Raw genomic sequence first — 20712 nt, 5'->3', positions numbered from 1 at the left:
TCAGAGCTAAGTGCTCAGAGCCGAGTGCTCAGAGCCGAGTGCTCAGAGCTTAGCGTCAGACGGCTTTGGCCTGGGCCTTGGGAGCAGACTTGGCAGTGCCTTCCTCAGCCAGGATCTGCTGCATCTGGTCACGGAAACGCTGACCCATGTCGGTCAGTGTCTTGCCGTCTTCCACCATCTGCTGGTTCACCTTGGTCATGAAATCCATCTGACCCTTGACATAGTGTTGCAGGCTGTCGGGATCGCGGATCTCTGTGGCGCTTTTCAACTGTTGCAGCTGCAGATCGGCATAGGTCTTGAGGGTGGTCAGCTGGAAATCTGTGACCATCTGGATATTGTCCACCATCAGGCGGTTGATATCGCTGACGGGCTTGAACATCTTTTGGGCTTGTTCGCTGAAGCTGTTGAAAAGGTTGTAATCCATCGTCATTTCCTTATTGCGTGGTTGGGTTGCTTGGGTCACTTGAGTTGTTTGAGCTCAGTACATGTGCTGGCCGCCGTTGATGGCCAGTTCGCTGCCTGTGATAAAGCCTGCATCCGGGCTTGCCAGGAAGCTGACGGCGCGGGCGATCTCCTCCGGTTGCCCCAGGCGTCCCACCGGGATCTGGGCCACTATCTTGTCGAGTATCTCGGTCGGCACCTGCATCACCATCTCGGTGGCGACATAGCCGGGGGCCAGGGTGTTGACTGTGATGCCGTGGGGCGCCAGTTCCTGGGCCAGGCTCATGGTCAGGCCGTGGATCCCTGCCTTGGCGGCGGCGTAGTTGACCTGGCCGAACTGGCCCTTGCGGCCATTGATGGAAGAGATATTGATGATACGGCCGTAGTTGCGCTCCAGCATGCACTTGGCCACTATGGAGCTGAAGTTGAATACCCCTGTGAGGTTGACGTCTATCACCTGCTGCCACATCTCAGGGGTCAGCTTCTTGATGCTCTTGTCGCGGGTGATACCGGCGCAATTGACCAGCACGGCAATGGGGCCCAGCACCTCCTCGATATCCAGCACAGTGCGCAGGCACTGGTCATAGTTGCGCACGTCGCTGCCAAAGATGGCGATGTCGTGTCCCTGTCGCCTCTGCTCATCCTGCCATTGCCTGGCCTTGGTCTCGTTGCTGTAAGTGGAAACCACCCGATAACCCTCGCGGCTCAATGCCTGGCAGATGGCACTGCCTATGCCCCCCGTACCGCCGGTAACCAAAGCTACATCTGTCATTAATTGCTCCCTGCTCCCTGTGGATCCTTGATGCGTCATTATTCGGCTTGCCAAGTGACAAAGGAGTGACATTGAGGTGACATTAAGACGAAATTTAAGTCACAGAAAAACGACGCTCGAATGACATTCCTGTCCTTTTACCTTTCAGTCATGGGCAAGGGTTGGTTTTGAAGCTGAATATTTTAATGGTCTGGATGTTACTGATTTGCTGAATGTATTTTATGAGTTTTCTTGCCGTATGTAGTGCGTCTGGGGTAATCTGGACTGGATTTAGAGTAAGCATAATTTAGCCTTTGATTAATCAGGCATAAGGCCGATGCTTAAGTTGTCTCAAGGAGTGGGGGCATAAGTGTCAGTCAACGCGGTGCTCCAGGAGCCGTTGTTATGAATGGAAGCGCATCACATTCCATCTTCCTCCTTAGTGCAGCAGATCAATATCTTATCGCCAAGATGCGGTTAGGATTTGGTCACTCTTGTTGTTAACTCTAAAAATGGTGTTTCACATTGCTCTGTGGCAGGCAAAGTTATGGGCGGTAGCGTGTCAGTCGTTTAGCGGAAGCCAAGGGCTGACGGCCCGCCACGCGGAACGGTAGCCTGTTTGAAAGACGTGAAGCTGCATGGTTGCAGCTTCCAGTCGCAGCGGGCCTAGGCCTCTCGAGACCCTGTGGGATTCGATAGCCTGCTCTAATAACCCGTCGGGATTTAACCGTCTGTCGGAGGTGTAAAGTCGTGGGTCTTCAACCCACACCCGACCAAAAGGGGAAAAGCGCCTGTTCCCCTTTTGGAAATCCCCCGGCGCCCCGACGAAGTTGAAGGCCCCTTGGGCTCTCAGCCAAATTTGCTACCGCTTCCGAAGGCTGCATCCCTGCACCTGCGAAAGCTAGCTTGCCATCCATGGCAAGACTCACGCAATTTGGCTATGTGCCCTACGGCAACTTCGATGGGGTAGCTGTGCTCAGTTGGCAATAGTGTTTACCTATGCATTTTGGTTAAAAGAGTGATGGCGTTTGGTTTTTTATTCGTCATTGTTATGTAAGGATTTATTAATAAAATCGGCTTGGCATTTTTTGATCTTTAGTAGTCTAAAGCTCGTCATTTTGTTGTTTTACTGTGGTTTGATTTTTTTAATTTAAACGTCTAATCCTAAAGGAATAAATTTTGTGTTTAAAGAAATAAAGTGTAAAAATTATAAAGCGTTTGAGTCATTTTCTTTAGAGTTAAAACCATTGACTATCTTACTTGGTGCAAATAGCTTTGGTAAGAGTTCTATTTTGAATCTTCTTTTGATGTTAACTCAGTCAGTTAATTCTAATGAGCTATCCGATAGCCCTCTTAGAATTAATGGTTCTCTTGTGGGGTTTGGTGAAGCTGAAAATGTAATTAGGAAAATGAACGAAGATAACATTTTATCTATTTCAATCACTTCAAGTGATGTTGTTAATAATTCAATTGAGAATGTGACTCAAAATCATTTTGATGAATTCATATACACAACTCAGAGGTTTTTCATTAATGATGGTGAACTTGTCGACGAGTATTTTGTTGATGCAGACTTTGAAAATGGACTTCAGGGAGAATTTGTCAATTTATCAAAATATGTAATTGAGAGGATTAAAGGAATTAGGAATAATGGTAAACCTTCTGATGGTGATAAAGATGGATTGACCGCTCGATATTTGAACGATTACATTTATAAATCAAAGTTTACAAAAACTATGGATTTCGCCAATGCAGTTGAATCTCTTTTTTGTAAAAATATAAATATATGCAAGCTGGAGTATGAGTTCAGGTTAAGTTATAAGGTTAATAAATTAAGTTTGCATTCGGTTTCATTTTATACTGGTGATGATTTGTTATTCATAAAGATATATGATGAGAATGGGACTTACAAACTATCATCTGAAATAGTTGATAATAGCGCTTTAAATAATTCAAGGAAAGATATAATATCTGGTCTAAACTTGAATTCAATGAGTTTCGGTGGTGTTGGTGAATACAGGTTTTCACGACATTCAACGTTGTCTAAAAATATTTTTTCAAAATTTGTGTGTGCCCTCATAAAGTCCAGTTCAAAAGAGTTTTTGCAAGTATTTAATAGCGACAGCGTTTCTCACGTTAGCCCTTTGAGAGCTTTTCCTCAGCGATATTACTTGTTGGATAAAACTATTTTGAGAACTCAGATAAATACATCTGATGGGAATGAGTTGGCTGAGGTTTTAAAGAAAAGGATGGATATTTTAGACAAAATAAACATACTTTTGGCTAAGTTTGATTTGTTAATTAAAGTAGTAAATGTTAACAATATTATTCATAGAATTATTGTTGTTCAGAATAATGTGGATCTAGAAATTACTGATGTTGGCTTTGGAATTTCGCAGGTTCTTCCTATTTTGGTTCAAGCATACTTATCCCCTCGTGGTTCTATTGTGATTATGGAGCAGCCAGAGATCCATTTGCATCCCAATATGCAAGCATGGTTGGCCGATGCTCTTATTAATATATCAATAGATGAACACAAATACTTTATTATAGAAACGCACAGTGAGTCTATTATTAGGAGGCTAAGGAGAAGAGTTGCTGAGGCAAATCATCCTTTAAGCTCTGATGATGTTGCTATTTATAACGTTCAACGAAATGGTGCTGATGACTCATCAGAGCTGGAACGTGTGACTATAAATGAGAATGGTGACATTAAGTGGCCTAAGGGTTTTCTTGATGTTGAAATGGATGACATGATCTCTATTCAGCAGTCAAAAATGAACAGAATGAATAATAAGTAGAAGAGGTTTTTATGTTTGCTTATTGTTTATGTCCAAGCTTTTTAGATGATTTAAATGAAGATTTAGTGTTTCCGTTTCTTTTTGGAAAATTTTCATCTGGAAATAATAAGGTTATTTTGGATAAAAATAACTTACTAATGTGCGAGTATTCTTTAAAAGCTAAGGAGAATGATCTTTTTGATTTTATATCTTGGGAGAAAATGTTGAGTCGGCACGAGACTTGTATTTATAGCGATGCGGCTGAATACCAAGATATTTGTGATTTGGTATTTAATTTAACTAGGAATGCATTTACCACTAATTGTAAGTCAATCGTTTCCTCCGAAATAGATAAGTATTCTATTTATAGGGATGAAATCAAGAGGGAGAACATTTTCTTATCAACATTGAAAGATGCAAATTCGATGTGCATACCAACACGCCTAATGAAAATAGTTGAGTCTGAGCTTTATAAGGATGTTGAATGGTGCATTCAATCTTTACCAGATAGACATATTTTCAAAGGGGCGAGTGAGGATGAATATAACGATCAAGTTAGAGATTTGATGTTAGCTAAAGATTATGTTGTTGCTGATCAAACCCGTCGAGGGGTTTCAAGTAAAGGTTATAAAGCTGGAGAAGTAGATCTTTTAATTAAAGAAGGTTCGTCGCCATACTCTATAATTGAGGGTATGAAGTTAGGTAGTGTTAAAGCTAAATATATACATGATCATCTAAATAAGTCACTTTCCCATTATGATGCATTGGGTCTGAGAGTTTCATTTTTAGTTACTTATTATGATGGTAAGAATTTTGTAGATTTTTGTTCTAAGTATAAGTCTTTGATGGGAAATTTGCCTGGTGATTTTTGTTATAACGAATCATTAGTGTTTAATGACTTCAAAGAACTTGATTCTCGTTATAATTCAGTTAAGTCATTTGTTTTGAGTGGTTCGAAAAATGGTGGGAGTTTTATAAATTATCAATTGATAGTAAAGGTCTCTTAGATTTTTGATAACTTAGAGGGCATTCAAGTATTTTCTCTGAGTAGGATCCCTTTAAATTTTTCATTCACGAACATAGTTCGGGTAGCTATAAAATTAGTGACGGCATACAACTTCGTTGTGGTGAGTATTGCATCATAGCGTGATGAACTCGAGCAATGGAGAGTGGGAAGGCTGTTAAACAGGGATGTTGTTGATTCACTTTTTACCTAGGCATGGAACAGAAAGATGTGGAAGAAATAATTCTTTCATTTCGAAGCTGCGCCATATAGTCGGGGAAAACACCATCCCCCATCGAAGTTGCCGCAGGGCGTTGAAGAAAATAGCGTAAGCCCCACAGGATGTGGGGCTAGTTTTCGGGGGGCTTGGATGCCCCATCGGAAACGTTAGTTATTTTTGAATAAGCCCAAGGGGCTTTCAACTTCGTCGGGGCGTCATGGTGGATGCAAGGCGAATAACCGCTAGCGGTTGAGTTTATGAGCGAGAGGCAGGGATTGCCGAACTGGCTCTTTTACATGGACGTAATTGGATAGGACGAGCAGTCCTCCTTGCCCGGGTGTGGGCTGGAAGCCCACGAGGTTAATCCAAGCGCAGCTTGGAAAATCCCCCAGTCAGGCGAAGCCTGACATTCCTGTCCGCGATGAGCCTAGGGGTCGATCCTGACTACTCAGAATCATCCTCTATTCTGGGTCCCTCTTATTCAGGATCGTAGTCCAATATGGGCGCCAACCACCTCTCCGTTTCCTCCAGGCTCATGCCCTTGCGCTGCGCATAGTCTTCGACCTGATCTTTGCCTATGTTGGTGACGCCGAAGTAGCGCGACTTGGGATGGGCGAAGTACCAGCCGGAGACCGCGGCCGTGGGGAACATGGCGAAGCTCTCGGTGATCTTGAGATCTATGCACTCGTCGGGCTTGAGCAAGTCCCACAGCAGGCCCTTCTCGGTATGATCCGGGCAGGCTGGGTAGCCGGGCGCCGGCCTTATGCCCTTGTATTTCTCGCGGATCAGCGCCTCGTTGTCCAGCCGTTCATCCGCGGCATAGCCCCAGAATTCCTTGCGCACCCGCTCGTGCATCCGCTCGGCGAAGGCCTCCGCCAGGCGGTCGGCCAGGCACTTGAGCATGATGGCGTTGTAGTCGTCGTGATTGGCCTCGAAGCGCGCCACATGTTCGTCTATGCCGTGGCCGGCGGTGACAGCAAAGCCGCCCATGTAGTCGGCGACGCCCGAGTCTTTGGGGGCGACGAAGTCGGCCAGGCAGAAGTTGTGGTTGCCGACCCGCTCCAGCTGCATCCTCAGGTGGTGGGTGGTCATGAGCACCTGTTGGCGCGACTCGTCGCTGTACAGCTCTATGTCGTCGTGGCCGACGGTATTGGCCGGGAACAGGCCTATGACCCCCTTGGCGGTGAGCCATTTCTCCCGGATCAGGGTCTCCAGCATGGCCTGGCCGTCGGCGAACAGCTTGCGCGCCTCCTCGCCGACCACCTTGTCGTCGAGAATTTCAGGATAGTGGCCGTGCAGCTCCCAGGCGCGGAAAAACGGCGTCCAGTCGATGCGCTCGACGAGATCGGTCAACGGATAGTCGTCGAATACCTGCTTGCCCAGCACCTTGGGGGTCACAGGGGTATAGTTGCCCCAGTCGTGTTGGCAGCGGTTGTCCCGCGCCGCCGCGATGGAGACTATATGCTTGCGCTTGGTCTGCGACAGCCGCTTCTCGCGCATGTTGTCGTACTCGGCGTATTCGGCATCTATGGTGGCCTGGCGGGTCTGGTTGCTGACGAGCTTGCTCACCATGGGCACGGCGCGGGAGGCATCGGCGATATAGATGGCGCCATGGGGGTAGTGGGGCGCTATCTTCACCGCAGTGTGGATCTTGGAGCAGGTGGCGCCGCCTATGATGGCGGGAATGGTCAGGCCTTCGCGGGCGAAGGTCTTGACGTTATGCACCATCTCATCCAGGCTGGGGGTGATGAGCCCCGACATGCCTATGATGTCGATATCGTGCTCCTTGACGGCCTCGAGAATGCGCTCCACCGACACCATCACCCCGAGATCGAACACCTCAAAGCCGTTGCAGGCCAGCACCACGCCGACGATATTCTTGCCTATGTCGTGCACGTCGCCCTTGACCGTCACCATCAATATCCTGCCGTTGGACTGGCCGGCGACCTTCTCCAGCTCTATGTAGGGGTTGAGATAGGCCACGGCCTTTTTCATCACCCGCGCCGACTTGACCACCTGGGGCAGGAACATCTTGCCCGAGCCGAACAGATCGCCGACCAGATTCATGCCGTCCATCAGCGCGCCTTCGATCACATCCAACGGCCGGGCGGCGGCCTGTCTCGCCTCTTCGGTATCCTGATCGATAAATTCCGTGATGCCCTTCACCAGGGCATGGGCCAGGCGCTCGCTCACCGGCAGGCTGCGCCATTGGAGATCTTCCTTCTTGCCGGCCGTGGCGCCGTCGCCGCGGTATTTCTCGGCGACCTCCAGCAGTTGCTCTGTGTTGCTCGACGCCTCCCCGTTGGCATCCACGGCTGTGCAGGGCAGGTTCAACACCACGTTTTCGACCAAAAGCTTGAGCTCGGGATCTATGTCGTCGTAGATCGCCAGCTGGCCGGCGTTGACTATGCCCATGTCCATGCCGGCCTGAATGGCGTGGTACAGGAACACGGCGTGGATGGCCTCGCGCACCGGGTTGTTGCCGCGAAACGAGAAGGACACGTTGGACACGCCGCCGGAGATCATCGCATGGGGCAGGCTGGCCTTGATGTCCCTGATGGCCTCGATGAAGTCGACCGCATAGTTGTCGTGCTCCTCTATGCCGGTGGCGATGGCGAAGATGTTGGGATCGAAGATGATGTCTTCCGGCGGGAAGCCGACCTTATCCACCAACACCCGGTAGGCGCGGGTACAGATCTCCAGTTTGCGGGCGCGGGTATCGGCCTGACCCTGTTCGTCGAAGGCCATGACGATGGCGGCGGCGCCGTAGCGCTTCACCAGCCGCGCCTGCTCGATGAACTTGGCTTCGCCTTCTTTGAGGGAGATGGAGTTGACTATGCCCTTGCCCTGGATGCACTTGAGGCCGGCCTCTATCACTTCCCACTTGGAGGAGTCGATCATCACTGGCACCCGGCTGATGTCGGGTTCGGAGGCGATGAGGTTGAGGAACTTGTGCATGATCAGGGCGCCGTCGAGCATGCCTTCGTCCATGTTGATGTCGATGATCTGGGCGCCGTTCTCCACCTGCTCCCGAGCCACGTCCAGCGCCTTCTCGAACAGCCCCTCCTTGATGAGTTTGAGGAACTTGGCCGAGCCTGTGACATTGGTGCGCTCGCCCACGTTCACGAACAGCGACTGGGCGTCTATGGTCAGGGGTTCCAGCCCGGACAAGCGGCAGGCGACGGGGATCTCGGGGATCACCCTGGGTGAGTGCTTGCTCACTGCGTTGCGTATGGCACTTATGTGTTTCGGGGTGCTGCCGCAGCAGCCGCCGACTACGTTGAGCAGGCCCTCGGCCGCCCACTCGCCTATGACGTCGGCCATCTCCTCCGGGGTTTCGTCATAGCCGCCGAACTCGTTCGGCAGGCCGGCGTTGGGGTGGGCCGAGACATAACATTCGGCGATGCGCGCCAACTCTTCCACATAGGGGCGCAGCTCCTTGGGCCCAAGGGCGCAGTTGAGGCCGATACACAGGGGCTTGATGTGGCGCAGCGAGTTGTAGAAGGCCTCGGTCGTCTGGCCCGTGAGGGTGCGGCCCGAGGCATCCGTGATGGTGCCAGAGATCATCACAGGCAGGCGTTCCCGGCTGCCATCGGCAGGCACGCCGAACAGCTCGTCGAACACGGATTCGATGGCGAACAGCGCCGCCTTGGCGTTGAGGGTATCGAAGATGGTTTCCACCATTATGATGTCGGCGCCGCCTTCAATCAGCGCCCGGGTGGATTCCATGTAAGCGGTCACCAACTCATCGAAGCTGACGTTGCGGTAGCCTGGGTCATTCACATCCGGGCTGATGGAGCAGGTCCTGTTGGTGGGACCAAGCACCCCGGCCACATAGCGGGGAATGCCGCTGGCGGCGGTCACCTCATCACAGGCTTCGCGGGCGAGGCGGGCGGCGGCGAAGTTGATGTCCCTGGACTGGGCCTGCATGTCGTAATCGGCCATGGCTATGGTGGTGGCGTTGAAGCTGTTGGTCTCTATTATGTGCGCGCCGGCATTGAGGTAGTCCAGGTGGATCTGCTTGATGAGCCCTGGCTGGCTCAGCACCAGCAGATCGTTGTTGCCCTTGACGTCGCAATGCCAGTCCTTGAAGGGCTCGCCGCGGTAATCCGCCTCTTGCAGCTTGTGGTCCTGGATCATGGTGCCCATGGCGCCATCGAGGATCAGTATGCCTTGTTGCAGTTGGGCTCTTAGCGCCTGAGTCAGGGCCTGGGCCTGTTGCAATGTGATGGGAGTCGCTGTCGCCATAAGTCGTTACCTGCAGAGTGCTCGGTTAAGAGTGCTCAGTTAAGAGTGCTAAGTTAAAAGTACCGAATCGAGCGTATGGTGTCTGGATTTCGACGGGAAAATGTCGCCGTCGTTAATTACTTTTGGACATACATACGTATAGACGTCCATAATACGCGACATAATCGCTCGAGGGCAAGGTCAATGTTAGCCCGGCCCCCGGCGCGGCACTTCTTTTCCCGGCCAGAGACTGCGGCCGGAAAACTGACGCTATCGGGGTGTTATGCAACGGGCACAGATTTTCTTACTCAGGCATGGCGAATGCGAGGGCGGTGCCATACTGCGCGGCCGCACGGATGTGGCCCTGACGGCGCAGGGGCGGGCGCAGATGCGGGCGGCTCTGGCCCAGGTGCAGGCTCAGATCCAGGTGCCGGCGCCTGGCCATGAGACACTGGCTTGGGGGGCGGCGCACCTGTACAGCTCGCCACTGCGTCGCTGTGCCGATTTCGCCGCCGAGCTGGCCGCCGACGGCTGGCGGCCGAAGGAACTCCCGGGCCTGCGCGAGCTGGATTTCGGTGACTGGGATGGGCAGAGTTGGGAGCGGCTGTATCTCAGCCAGGCAGGGGCGCTCGACGCCTATTGGCAAGACCCTTGGGCGGCAGCGCCGCCGGGCGGCGAGTCCATGGCGGCCTTCGAGGCCAGGGTGGATGCCGCCTTCGCCTCAGTGCTGGCGGCGCTGCGCCGTGCCTCTTCCGCCGCCGCTGAATCGCCGGCCGGGCCTGAGACCGCCTTGCTGCTGACCCACGGCGGGGTGATGCGCCATCTGCTGGCGCGGGTGTTGGGGGTGGCGCCGAGTGCCGGTTTCTACCATAGCCTGGCTTTGCCCTACGCCGCCCTGGTGCGCCTTGAGGTGTTCTGGAGCCATGACGATGAGCGCGAGGCCGCCTGCAGCTACCGGCTGCACTGGCCCGGAAGCTAAGCGTCTTGCCTATTGATGTAAAAGCCGGATAATAATCCGTCCCCGGCCTGGCCGGGGTAAATGAACCCAGGTGTCGGGGATGGTTGGCCAAGCGCCGCCATCAACCCGGCGTGACAGGGAATCGGGGAACGGCAACCTCTGCCGCCAGCCCGAACTGTGCCCGCAACTGTGAGTGTGGAGCAAGGAGGTCGGCCTTCTTGCCACACGAGTCAGGATACCTGCCTGGGTTTGTACGCCGTCGCAGCGCTGCGCCGGTTCCATCACTGTGCTCGAGCGGGTGACTCGGGGGAGCTTAAGATGACACTATTTTTATCCATGGCCCTTGCCATGGCGGCGCTGCCCCTCGCAGGTCGCCGGCGATGACAGTCGCCGAAACCGGGACCCTGCCCCTGGCCCTGTCTGTCTCGGATCTGAGCTGGCGCCTCGGCGACAAGGCCATTCTGTCCGGCATCAGCCTGGGACTGACCCAGGGGCAGATGCTGGGCATCATAGGCCCAAATGGCGCCGGCAAGTCCAGCCTGTTGCGTTGCCTGTACAAGTTTATCCGGCCTACCTCAGGCGAGATCTGCCTGCATGGCATGGACATAGCCGGCATAGCCGCCAAGGCATTCGCCTGCAGGGTGGCCGTGGTGCAGCAGGATACCCCCCACTATTTCGACATGAGCACCACTCAGTTGGTGGCCATGGGGCTGACCCCACATAAGGGGCCGTTCGACGGCACCAGCCGGGCGGACAAGGCCGACATAGCCCAGGCACTGGCGAGGGTGGGCCTGAGCCATAAGGCGGCCCAGCAGTACGAACACCTGTCCGGCGGCGAGAAGCAGCGGGCGCTGATCGCCCGTGCCATAGTGCAGCGGCCCCAATTGCTGATCCTCGACGAGCCCACCAATCACCTGGACATCAGATACCAAATTCAGATCCTCGAACTGGTGCGCAGCCTGGGGATCAGCGTCATCGCCTCCATCCATGATCTCAACCTCGCCAGCGCCCTGTGCGACAGCCTGCTGTTGCTGGATAAGGGCCGTTGCATCGTCAGCGGCACCCCGGATCTGGTGCTGACGGAGCAGCGCATCGCCGAGGTCTTCGGCGTCTGTTGCCGGGTGCAGCCCCATCCCCAGCATGGCAAGCCGCTGATCAGCTACTTCTACGGTTACAGCGCCGCTATGACACAGGGAACCCAAGATGCAATCGACTGAGAAATTTGAGGACCGGGCATTGAAAGGGGGCTTGAAAGCGTCTCTGGGCTTGCTGCTCACCCCCTTGTCGCTGCAGGGCTGGCTGCTGTTGGCGCTGGCCTTGCTGGCACTGCTGACGCCGCTGCTGGCGACCAGCTTCGGAGCCGCCAACATCAGCATGCTGGACGTGGTGCGGGTGCTGGGACATAAGTTGTTCGATATCGGCCAACCGAGTGCGATAACGGAGCGGATAGTGCTGGAGCTGAGGTTGCCGCGGACGGTGCTGGCCTTCGTGGCGGGGGCCGGGTTGTCGATCGCCGGCGCCGTGCTGCAGCTGGTGACCCGCAACCCGCTGGCGGATCCCTATCTGTTCGGCATCAGCTCCGGGGCCTCGTTCGGCGCCGTGGTCATGCTGACCCTGTTCACAGGCACCGGCCTGTTGGCGGGCTCAGGGTTCAGCGTCGACCCGGGCCTTGCCGGCTCAGGGCTGTCTGCCGGCTCAGGGCTGTCGCTGCTGATGTGGCTGCTCCTGCCGCTGGGGGCCTTCTGCGGTGCCAGCCTGTCTGTGCTCCTGGTGCTGCTGCTCTCCGGGCTCGGCATCGGCAGCCAGGTCGAGCGCATGCTCTTGTCCGGGGTGGCGACCTCCTTCATGTTCGGCGCCTTCACCAGTTTGCTCTTGTATTTCGCCAGTCCCCAGGCCACGGCCTCTGTGCTCTTCTGGAGCCTGGGCAGCTTCGCCAAGGCCAGTTGGGCCCTGCTGTCTCTGCCCCTGCTGGTGGTGAGCCTGAGCCTGGTGGTGATACTGGCACTCAAGCGCCAGATCCTGGCGCTGCAGGCCGGGGATGAGACGGCCCATACCCTGGGGGTCAATGTGCCCAAGCTGCGGCTGGGGATCTTGCTGCTATGCTCGCTGATCACCGCCATCCTGGTCGCCAGCTGTGGTGGCATAGGCTTCGTCGGCCTGATGATCCCCCATATAGTCAGACTGCTGTTTCCCGGCCGGCAGCCCATGTTGCTGACGGCCCTGGTGGGCGGGCTGTTCATGGTGTGGATAGACGTGCTGGCCAGATGCTTGTTGGGCAACCAGGAGCTGCCGGTCGGCATCATTACCGCGGCGATCGGCAGCGTGTTCTTCCTGTTCGTGCTGCGTCGCCGCGGCCGCTACGGCTAGGGCGGGTCCCTCATCCAGCCAAGATAGCCCTTAACAGCAGCCTTAACCTTAGAGTGAGTAGTCATGTTCAACATTCCCGCCCTCAGCCATGCCGGCGACGCCGAGATCCAGCACAGGATAGACCACAAGACCAAACCGCCTGGGGCCCTGGGGCAACTTGAGCCGCTGGCGTTGCAGCTGGCCAGGGTGCTGGGCAAGGAGGCGCCGGCGATCCGCAGGCCGACCATGCTGGTGTTTGCCGCAGATCACGGCATCGCCGCCCATGGGGTATCGATAGCCCCGAGTGCTGTCACCACCCAGATGGTGCATAACTTCCTCGGCGGCGGCGCCGCCATCAATGTGTTCTGCCGCCAGCTGGGCTATGAGCTGGAGGTCATAGACTGCGGCATCCTCGAGCCGCTGCCGCCAACCCCTGGCCTGGTAGCACAGCGTCTTGGGGCAGGCACGGGCGCGATACATCTGGAGGCCGCCATGACCCAGGACCAGGTGACCCAGGGGCTGACATTGGCGCGCGCCCTGGTGACCCGCCACCATGAGGCCGGGGTCAACCTCGTCGCCCTGGGCGAGATGGGCATAGGCAATACCTCCTCGGCGGCGGCTGTCATGGCGGCCTTGACCGGATTGCCGCTGACGGACTGTGTCGGCCGCGGCACCGGCATAGACGATGCCGCGCTGGCCAACAAGAGGGCGCTGCTGACCCGGGCGCTGGCCTTGCATGGGGATACGCTGACATCCGGGCAGGCCCAGGCGCAGCCGGATCCGCTGCGAGTCCTCGCCTGCCTCGGCGGCTTCGAGATAGTGCAGATGACGGGCGCCATGCTGGCGGCGGCCGAGCTGGGGATGCTGGTGTTGGTCGACGGTTTCATCGCCACAGTGTCGGCCCTGCTGGCGGTCCGGCTGAATGCCAATGCCAGGGACTATATGATCTTCGCCCACGAGTCCGAGGAGCGCGGTCATAAGCTGCTGCTCGCCGAGCTGGGGGCCAGACCCCTGTTGAGCCTGGGACTGAGGCTGGGGGAGGGCACCGGCGCCGCGCTGGCCCTGCCTCTGGTGCAGGCGGCGGCGAATTTCTACAACCAGATGGCGAGCTTCGATGAGGCCGGGGTGACTTCGGTCGTCTGATTAACGGGTCAGTAACAGGCAGTAGACAGGCTGGCAGCCAAGCCTGCTGGGTAGCATAAGTATCAACAAGGTTAAGGATGTTCCATGTCACGCAAGCATAACTGGCACAGGCAGAGCGATCTCTTCTTCGTGGCCCTGGGATTTTTCACCCGCATCCCCATGCCTTCCTGGGTCGAGGTGGATGGCGACAAGCTCAACCAGGCCAGCCGTTACTTCGGCCTGGTGGGCCTGTGCATAGGCCTGTGCTGCGCCTCTGTATTCTGGCTGAGTCAGCTGTGGTTACCGGCCGGGGTGGCCGTCCTGTTGGCGATGATCGCCGGGGTATTGCTCACCGGCGGCTTTCATGAGGATGGCCTGGCCGACACCGCCGATGGTTTCGGCGGTGGTTGGGGTGTCGCCGCCAAGCTCAGCATAATGAAAGACTCGCGCCTGGGCACCTATGGCGCTCTGGCGTTGGTGTTGGCGCTGCTGCTCAAGTGGCAGCTGCTGGTCGAGCTGGCCCTGTATGCCCCCATGGTGGCTGTGTGGGCGCTGGTGCTGGGCCATTGCCTCAGCCGGGTGCTGGCGGCCAGTATCATCTTCACCGAGACCTATGTGCGTGACGATGACAGCAGCAAGTCCAGGCCCCTGGCCCAGACACAGGGCATCGACGAGCTGCTGATCTTGCTGGCGACCGGGCTTTTGCTGCTCCTGTGTCTCAAGGGTGTGGTTGCCTTCGCCCTGCTTATCGCCCTGTGGCTGATCCGCTGCTTGCTGGTGGCCCTATTCCGGCGGCAGATAGGGGGTTATACCGGCGATACTCTGGGGGCGGCCCAGCAGCTCGCCGAGCTGGGTTGTTACCTGGTGCTCCTGGCCATGGGGAATGCCCTATGATACATCTGGTGTTGGGCGGTGCCCGCAGCGGCAAGAGCCGCTACGGCGAATCTCTGGTGCAGGCCCTGGCTCGGGAGGGCCGTGAGTGCCTGTATCTGGCGACGGCCACCGCCGGCGACGGGGAGATGGCGGCGCGCATTGCCCGTCATCGCCGCCAGCGGCAGGCGGGGGGCCTCGACTGGCAGCTGCACGAAGTGCCGCTGGCCCTGGCCGATGCGCTGACGGCCTTGGCGGCGGCGAACAGGGTGATACTGGTAGATTGCCTGACCTTGTATCTCACCAATGAACTGCTGCAATGCCCGGCCGACTGGCCGGGGCATAAGGCCAGGCTGCTGGCATGCCTGCCCGGGCTTCCAGGTGATATCATATTGATCAGTAACGAGGTAGGTTCAGGGATAGTGCCCATGGGGGAGCTGAGCCGCCAATTCGTCGATGAGGCAGGCTGGCTCAATCAGGCCATGGCCCAGGTTGCCGACAGCGTCACCCTGGTGGTGGCCGGCTTGCCGCTGCCACTCAAGGGAGGCATGGCATGAACGCCAAAGTATCCATGACCCAGGCTGCTGTGACCGGGGCAACTGCACCTGAGACTGCTGTGTCTGGAGCTACTGCACCTGAGGTGCCTGCGCCTGGGGCCAACATGCTGATGGTGCAGGGCACCACCTCGGATGCGGGCAAGAGCACCCTGGTGGCCGGCCTCTGCCGCCTGTTCGCCAGAGACCCAGGGCTGGGGTTCGATTCCGTGGCGCCCTTCAAGCCGCAGAACATGGCGCTCAACAGCGCTGTGACCTCGGACGGCGGCGAGATAGGCAGGGCTCAGGCGCTGCAGGCGGCCGCCTGCTATCTCATGCCCCACACAGACTTCAACCCAGTGCTGCTCAAGCCCAGCTCGGACACGGGCGCCCAGGTGATCATCCAGGGCAAGGCGCTGACGACCCTGGAAGCGGGGCAGTTCTTCGGCCCTGCCAGTCGCGATTATAAGGCGCGGGCCATGGCGGCCGTGCTCGACTCCTTCTCCCGTTTGCGGCTGGGTTATCGCCTGCTGCTGGTGGAAGGGGCGGGCAGTCCGGCGGAGATCAACCTGCGCGAGGGCGATATAGCCAACATGGGCTTCGCCGAGGCGGTCGACTGCCCTGTTATCCTCATCGCCGACATAGACAAGGGTGGGGTGTTCGCCCATCTGGTGGGCACCCTGGCGCTGCTGTCGGCCAGCGAGCAGGCCAGGGTCAAGGGCTTCGTCATCAATCGTTTTCGCGGCGACCCAGGCCTGCTGCAACCCGGCATAGACTGGCTCGAAGCCTATACCCATAAGCCAGTGCTCGGGGTGCTGCCCTATCTGCACGATCTGCATCTGGACGCCGAGGATGCGCTGCCGCAAGCCACTCAGTCGCAAGCCGGGCTCTCGTCTCAGGCAAGTCAGGCTGGCGTCGGACTCAAGGTGCTGGTGCTGGTTTACCCGCACATCAGCAACCACACAGACTTCGACCCCTTGCGCCTGCATCCTGGGGTAGACTTTCAGTATGTGTCGCTGCAGAGCCAGGCGCAGTGCGGTGACAAGCGCCTGCCGGCGGCGGATCTCATCATCTTGCCCGGCAGCAAGAATGTGCGCGCCGATCTGGCCTTCCTGCGACAGCAGGGCTGGGACGGGGACATAGCGCGGCATCTGAGGTACGGTGGCAAGCTCATGGGCGTCTGCGGCGGTTATCAGATGCTGGGCCAGTGGATAGCAGATCCCCTAGGGGTGGAAGGCGCCCCGGGACTCAGCCCCGGCCTCCGGCTGTTGCCGCTGACGACCGAACTCGAAGCCGACAAGCAGCTGCGGCGGGTGACGGGTGAGCTGTCACTGCTTGGGCAAACTGCGGCCGTGCAGGGCTATGAGATCCACTGTGGCAGCTCGGACTTGCCGGCGAATGCCGCTTCGCCCATCAGGCTGGCACTCGAGCATGCCCTGGGCACAGGTTCAGGCTTGGACTCGGGCTTTTGCTTAGGCTCGGGTTTCAGCGACGGCCTGCTCAGTGACGACGGCCAGATCCTCGGCACCTATCTGCATGGACTGTTCGATTCACCCACAGCCTGTGGCCTGCTGTTGCAATGGGCCGGGCTGGCATCGACTGGAATGGATCCTGGGGCAGGGGCGGTCGATATCAATCTTATCCGCGAACAGCAGCTCGACCGGCTCGCCGACGTCTTGGCGGCCCATCTGGACATGGACAAATTACAGCAAATTCTACGGGAGGACAGCAAGGCATGACGGATGAACAGACTCAGCAGCAGGAGCTGCAACAACAGGAACGCAAGGCCGAGCGCCACAAGGCCCGCCAACAGAAGGTGAAGGCCGGGGTGGATGCCAAGATAGCCGCCGCCCAGGAGGAGAAGGGCATCTTGCTGGTGCTCACGGGTAACGGCAAGGGCAAGAGCACGGCCGGTTTCGGCACCGTCGCCCGCGCCGTTGGCCACGGCAAGAAGGCGGCCGTGGTGCAGTTCATCAAGGGCACCTGGGAATGCGGCGAGCGCACCCTGCTCGAGGGTGCCGGGGTCGAGTTCCATGTGATGGGCACGGGCTTCACCTGGGAAACCCAGGACAAGGCCAAGGACACGGCGGCCGCCGAGGCGGCCTGGGCGGCGGCGGAAAGCTTGCTCAAGGATCCCAGCGTGGATCTGCTGCTGCTCGACGAGCTGACCTATATGGTCAGCTATCACTACCTGGAACTGGCGCGGGTATTGACCGCCCTGAGAAACCGCCCGCCGATGCAGCATGTGGTAGTCACGGGCCGCGCCTGCCACAGGGACATAATAGAACTGGCCGACACGGTCAGCGAGGTGCAGCCGATCAAACATGCCTTCGAAGCCGGCATCAAGGCCCAGCCCGGGTTCGATTATTGACTCAGGGCAAAGTCCGACCGCAAACCTGAGCCATGGCTCAGGTTCTGCAAGGCTTAATCCGCTTCACCCCCATGTAACAGGCGTAGAAGCGCGGCTTATTCGGCGTTTTCGCTGAAATTTCGCCCCCAGGGCTATTTGGTGCTTTACTGCACCTGCGCCGGGCAATAAGATCCCTCAAACCCTGCAAGCAAAAGAGACGGCAATGACAAGTATTACTATTACCCGCCCGGATGACTGGCACGTACACCTGCGTGACGGCAGTCAACTTAAAGACACTGTGAGAGACATCAGCCGCTACATGGGGCGCGCGATAGTGATGCCGAACCTGGTGCCACCCGTGATGGACACGGCTGCGGCGCTGGGTTATTACGACAGGATCCGGCAGGCACAACCCCAAGGTCAGTTCGAGCCCTTGATGGTCCTGTACCTGACGGACAACACCAGGGCCGAGGAGATCTTCAAGGCCAAGGCCTCGGGGAAAGTCGTTGCCGCCAAACTGTATCCCGCCGGCGCCACCACCAACTCGGATTCAGGCGTGACGGATGTGAAGAACATCTATCCCGTGCTGGCCGCCATGCAGGAGGCCGGATTGCTGCTGTTGGTGCATGGTGAGGTGACGGACTCGAGTATCGACATTTTCGATCGCGAGCAGATCTTCATCGACAAGATACTCAGCCAGGTAGTGGCGGATTTTCCCGAGCTGAAAGTGGTGCTGGAACACATCACCACCAAGGATGCGGTGGACTTCGTCAACCAGGCATCGGACAAGGTGGCGGCGACCATCACGGCCCATCACCTGTTGTATAACCGCAACCATATGTTGGCCGGTGGCATCAGGCCACACTTCTACTGCCTGCCTATCCTCAAGCGCAACACCCATCAGCAGGCGCTGTTGGGCGCCATCGCCTCAGGCAGCAAGAAGTTCTTCCTCGGCACCGACTCGGCGCCCCATTACAAGGACAAGAAGGAAGCCGCCTGCGGCTGCGCCGGTTCCTATACGGCCCATGCCGCCATAGAACTGTATGCCGAAGCCTTCGAGTCGGTCGATGCCCTGGACAAGCTGGAGGCCTTTGCCAGCTTCAACGGCCCGGATTTCTACGGCCTGCCGCGCAACACAGACAGCATCACCCTGGTCAAGGCCGACTGGTCCGTGCCCGAGTCCTATCCTCTGGGCGGCACCTGTGTGGTGCCGATACGTGCCGGTGAGACCATCGCCTGGCAGGTAAAATCTGGCGAGTGAAATAGCCCGCTGTTGGTATGCTGAGTTGTAAGCAACAAAAAAGGAGCCTTGGCTCCTTTTTTGTTTTCATATCATTGTGTTTTTACCGCTTAAACTTCGGCGGCCAACTCGGTCGCTCCGCCGGCTTGCTGCCTGGCATCCAGGCGGGCGATCACCTTGCCGTAGATCACCAGTGAGATGGCCGACACCAAAGCTATGGCGGCGAACACGTACCAGATGTAGTGGGCGTTGCTGGCTGCGGCCTGCCATTCGGCCTTGGTGGCAAAGGTCTTGGGATCCGGGCAGTAGGCGCTCAGCAGGTAGCCCGACAGGCCGAAGCCTATCAGGGAACTGATGAAGGAATGCAGATGGGAGAAACCCAGATACAGGCCTTCTTCACCCTTGGGGGCCTGCAGGGAGAAGAACTCCAGGAAGCGCGGCGAGATGAAGGACTCGGCGATCCCCTGGAATATGATGCCGACTATCATCATCAGGGCAACCGGGTGCATCTGCACCAGGCCCAGATCTATCGTTTCGCCGCCGAGCAGGTTGCCCGAGGCCATGGCGAGTGCCGAGACAGGCATGATGAACATGCCCACAGTCATGGAAAACAGCGAGCTGCGGCCCTTCATCAGCGAAGTGACGAAACCGACAGTGACGACCACGACCAGGGGGTTGACGTTGGCATACCAGGAAGGGGAAGCGCCTTCGCCGGCCATGCGCAGCACGTATTTTGGCATGGTGGCGTAGAGCTGGTGTTGCACCATCCAGAAGCCTGTGATGATGAGGATCAGTGTGATGAGGCGGGTGTTGCCCAGCACCTTGAGCAGCGCCTGCCAGATCTCGCCGACGGATTTGCCGTTCTGGCTGGATTCGGCGTTCTTGTAGAACAGCAGGATGCAGAAAAATGCCAGCAGGGTCATGGCGGCGGCAAAATAGTTGAGGTTGATGAGACCCAAGTCCCCCATGGATTCCCGCAATGGCTTGACTATCGTCTTGCCGGAGAAGGCACCTATGTTGACCATCATGTAGAAGATGGAGAAGCCCTTGGCGCGGTTGGATTCCGTCGTTTCCCGGGCGACGGTACCAGTGATCACCGCCTTGATGAAGGAGCCGCCGATCATTATGACCACCATGATGGGCACTATCGCCCAGCGGATATCCGCCTGCTGCAGCCCCTTGAATACCACCTCGCGGCCATATTGCACCAGCCCCTGACCTTCGAGCAGCGCCGGAAACAGGGCCAGACCTGCATAACCCAGGGTCAGCAGGCTGAATGCCAGCATCAGGGCACGCCTGAAACCTATCTTGTCGGCCAAGGCGCCGGAGAAGGTGGGCAGGAAATACAGGCCGGCGGAGAAGGAGCCGGCGATCCAGGCGGCTTCTATGTCATCGAATCCGAGGATCCGTGACAGATACAGGGTGATCACTATGAAGACGCCGTAATAGGCGGCGCGCTCCAGCAATTCGACGCAGTTGGCTATCCAAAACGCCTTGGGAAAGCCCTTGGGCGTGGACTGGGGGGATGTCATTGTTTTTATGCTCCTGTACCAAGTGATGTGGGGGAGAAACCTCAGGTACGGTGCGCACCCGGGCTCGGATTTTGGCGTCGAGAGTAACAAAACGCCGCCGCGAAAGGAAATGATCCGGCTTTGCGGCGGCAATCCTGCCTGGATAAGGCGGCTCACCCTGTGTGGCGAACGCCTTGCCTGTCATTGGCTCAGGCATATCACGTTTGACTCCTGCTGCTTTCTTCAATGCTCCCAATGGCTTTCAAGGATTGAAAGTTAACTCTTTGTTTAAAACCGACTAAATCTCTCCCTGGTTTGCCCGCTATGCCCCTGCCGCTTTGCAGGCCGCCTCAAGGTGAA

The 20712-nt window shown here is 57.0% G+C and carries 15 protein-coding genes and 1 riboswitch; of the genes, 11 read left to right on the top strand and 4 right to left on the bottom strand.

Translation table 11 applies throughout. The features are described 5' to 3' along the window. Window positions 1–55: 55 nt before the first annotated feature. On the bottom strand, window positions 56–424 hold the full coding sequence (locus tag LZP73_RS04445; protein WP_234233224.1) for a phasin family protein: 369 nt from the start codon (window positions 422–424) through the stop codon (window positions 56–58). 54 nt (window positions 425–478) lie between these two features. Beyond that, entirely contained in the window at window positions 479–1213 is a 735-nt protein-coding gene (gene phbB, locus LZP73_RS04440; RefSeq protein ID WP_234233223.1) for an acetoacetyl-CoA reductase, read from the bottom strand. 1160 nt (window positions 1214–2373) lie between these two features. Between phbB and LZP73_RS04435 the strand changes: the two genes are divergently transcribed. Both LZP73_RS04435 and LZP73_RS04430 read left to right on the top strand, forming a co-directional pair. Further along, window positions 2374–3993, top strand: a complete 1620-nt coding sequence (locus LZP73_RS04435) for a DUF3696 domain-containing protein (RefSeq protein ID WP_234233222.1) — start codon at window positions 2374–2376, stop codon at window positions 3991–3993. 11 nt (window positions 3994–4004) lie between these two features. Then, window positions 4005–4979 (top strand): hypothetical protein, encoded by a 975-nt coding sequence (locus LZP73_RS04430; protein WP_234233221.1) that lies wholly within the window; start codon window positions 4005–4007, stop codon window positions 4977–4979. A 693-nt stretch (window positions 4980–5672) separates the two neighbouring features. Here LZP73_RS04430 and metH read toward each other — a convergent pair. After that, the gene (gene metH / locus LZP73_RS04425) at window positions 5673–9443 is read right to left on the bottom strand and encodes a methionine synthase (protein WP_234233220.1); all 3771 of its coding nucleotides are present in this window, start codon (window positions 9441–9443) and stop codon (window positions 5673–5675) included. Window positions 9444–9705: 262 nt separating this feature from the next. Between metH and LZP73_RS04420 the strand changes: the two genes are divergently transcribed. From LZP73_RS04420 to pyrC, 9 genes are all read left to right on the top strand, one after another. Then, window positions 9706–10401: a histidine phosphatase family protein gene (locus tag LZP73_RS04420; protein ID WP_234233219.1), complete on the top strand. Its 696-nt coding sequence runs from the start codon at window positions 9706–9708 to the stop codon at window positions 10399–10401. A gap of 57 nt (window positions 10402–10458) precedes the next feature. Beyond that, window positions 10459–10641, top strand: a riboswitch (cobalamin riboswitch). 119 nt (window positions 10642–10760) lie between these two features. Further along, entirely contained in the window at window positions 10761–11597 is an 837-nt protein-coding gene (locus LZP73_RS04415; protein WP_234233218.1) for an ABC transporter ATP-binding protein, read from the top strand. Next, entirely contained in the window at window positions 11584–12747 is a 1164-nt protein-coding gene (locus LZP73_RS04410) for a FecCD family ABC transporter permease (RefSeq protein ID WP_234233217.1), read from the top strand. Before LZP73_RS04415 ends, LZP73_RS04410 begins: the two co-directional genes overlap by 14 nt. 63 nt (window positions 12748–12810) lie before the next feature. Next, entirely contained in the window at window positions 12811–13869 is a 1059-nt protein-coding gene (gene cobT, locus LZP73_RS04405; RefSeq protein ID WP_234233216.1) for a nicotinate-nucleotide--dimethylbenzimidazole phosphoribosyltransferase, read from the top strand. Window positions 13870–13953: 84 nt separating this feature from the next. Continuing rightward, a complete protein-coding gene (locus tag LZP73_RS04400; RefSeq protein ID WP_234233215.1) occupies window positions 13954–14742 on the top strand; it encodes an adenosylcobinamide-GDP ribazoletransferase in 789 nt (262 codons plus the stop codon). Beyond that, complete coding sequence (gene cobU / locus LZP73_RS04395) at window positions 14739–15275, top strand: bifunctional adenosylcobinamide kinase/adenosylcobinamide-phosphate guanylyltransferase (protein WP_234233214.1); 537 nt, start codon at window positions 14739–14741, stop codon at window positions 15273–15275. Before LZP73_RS04400 ends, cobU begins: the two co-directional genes overlap by 4 nt. Before the next feature lie 110 nt (window positions 15276–15385). After that, window positions 15386–16990 (top strand): cobyric acid synthase, encoded by a 1605-nt coding sequence (locus LZP73_RS04390; RefSeq protein ID WP_234233346.1) that lies wholly within the window; start codon window positions 15386–15388, stop codon window positions 16988–16990. Next, entirely contained in the window at window positions 16987–17622 is a 636-nt protein-coding gene (cobO, locus tag LZP73_RS04385) for a cob(I)yrinic acid a,c-diamide adenosyltransferase (protein ID WP_234233213.1), read from the top strand. The genes LZP73_RS04390 and cobO overlap by 4 nt, the downstream gene beginning before the upstream one ends. Before the next feature lie 202 nt (window positions 17623–17824). Further along, the gene (gene pyrC / locus LZP73_RS04380) at window positions 17825–18862 is read left to right on the top strand and encodes a dihydroorotase (RefSeq protein WP_234233212.1); all 1038 of its coding nucleotides are present in this window, start codon (window positions 17825–17827) and stop codon (window positions 18860–18862) included. Between the two features lie 89 nt (window positions 18863–18951). Here the strand turns inward: pyrC and LZP73_RS04375 are convergent, their stop codons facing one another. Continuing rightward, entirely contained in the window at window positions 18952–20373 is a 1422-nt protein-coding gene (locus LZP73_RS04375) for an MFS transporter (RefSeq protein ID WP_234233211.1), read from the bottom strand. Between the last annotated feature and the right edge of the window lie 339 nt (window positions 20374–20712).

The sequence above is a fragment of the Shewanella sp. AS16 genome (assembly GCF_021412365.1).
In the GTDB taxonomy this organism is placed as follows: Bacteria; Pseudomonadota; Gammaproteobacteria; order Enterobacterales; family Shewanellaceae; genus Shewanella; species Shewanella salipaludis.
Note: the sequence above shows the minus strand (reverse complement) of the source record. Positions and strands in the feature narration are given on the sequence as shown.

What these genes read in the sequence shown, in the direction of transcription:
- LZP73_RS04420 (WP_234233219.1), top strand. Translation starts at nt 9,706, where the DNA reads ATGCAACGGGCACAGATTTTCTTACTCAGGCATGGCGAATGCGAGGGC.
- LZP73_RS04400 (WP_234233215.1), top strand. Translation starts at nt 13,954, where the DNA reads ATGTCACGCAAGCATAACTGGCACAGGCAGAGCGATCTCTTCTTCGTG.
- LZP73_RS04410 (WP_234233217.1), top strand. Translation starts at nt 11,584, where the DNA reads ATGCAATCGACTGAGAAATTTGAGGACCGGGCATTGAAAGGGGGCTTG.
- LZP73_RS04430 (WP_234233221.1), top strand. Translation starts at nt 4,005, where the DNA reads ATGTTTGCTTATTGTTTATGTCCAAGCTTTTTAGATGATTTAAATGAA.
- metH (WP_234233220.1), bottom strand. Translation starts at nt 9,443, where the DNA reads ATGGCGACAGCGACTCCCATCACATTGCAACAGGCCCAGGCCCTGACT.
- LZP73_RS04390 (WP_234233346.1), top strand. Translation starts at nt 15,386, where the DNA reads ATGGTGCAGGGCACCACCTCGGATGCGGGCAAGAGCACCCTGGTGGCC.
- pyrC (WP_234233212.1), top strand. Translation starts at nt 17,825, where the DNA reads ATGACAAGTATTACTATTACCCGCCCGGATGACTGGCACGTACACCTG.
- phbB (WP_234233223.1), bottom strand. Translation starts at nt 1,213, where the DNA reads ATGACAGATGTAGCTTTGGTTACCGGCGGTACGGGGGGCATAGGCAGT.
- cobT (WP_234233216.1), top strand. Translation starts at nt 12,811, where the DNA reads ATGTTCAACATTCCCGCCCTCAGCCATGCCGGCGACGCCGAGATCCAG.
- LZP73_RS04375 (WP_234233211.1), bottom strand. Translation starts at nt 20,373, where the DNA reads ATGACATCCCCCCAGTCCACGCCCAAGGGCTTTCCCAAGGCGTTTTGG.
- cobO (WP_234233213.1), top strand. Translation starts at nt 16,987, where the DNA reads ATGACGGATGAACAGACTCAGCAGCAGGAGCTGCAACAACAGGAACGC.
- LZP73_RS04445 (WP_234233224.1), bottom strand. Translation starts at nt 424, where the DNA reads ATGGATTACAACCTTTTCAACAGCTTCAGCGAACAAGCCCAAAAGATG.
- LZP73_RS04415 (WP_234233218.1), top strand. Translation starts at nt 10,761, where the DNA reads ATGACAGTCGCCGAAACCGGGACCCTGCCCCTGGCCCTGTCTGTCTCG.
- cobU (WP_234233214.1), top strand. Translation starts at nt 14,739, where the DNA reads ATGATACATCTGGTGTTGGGCGGTGCCCGCAGCGGCAAGAGCCGCTAC.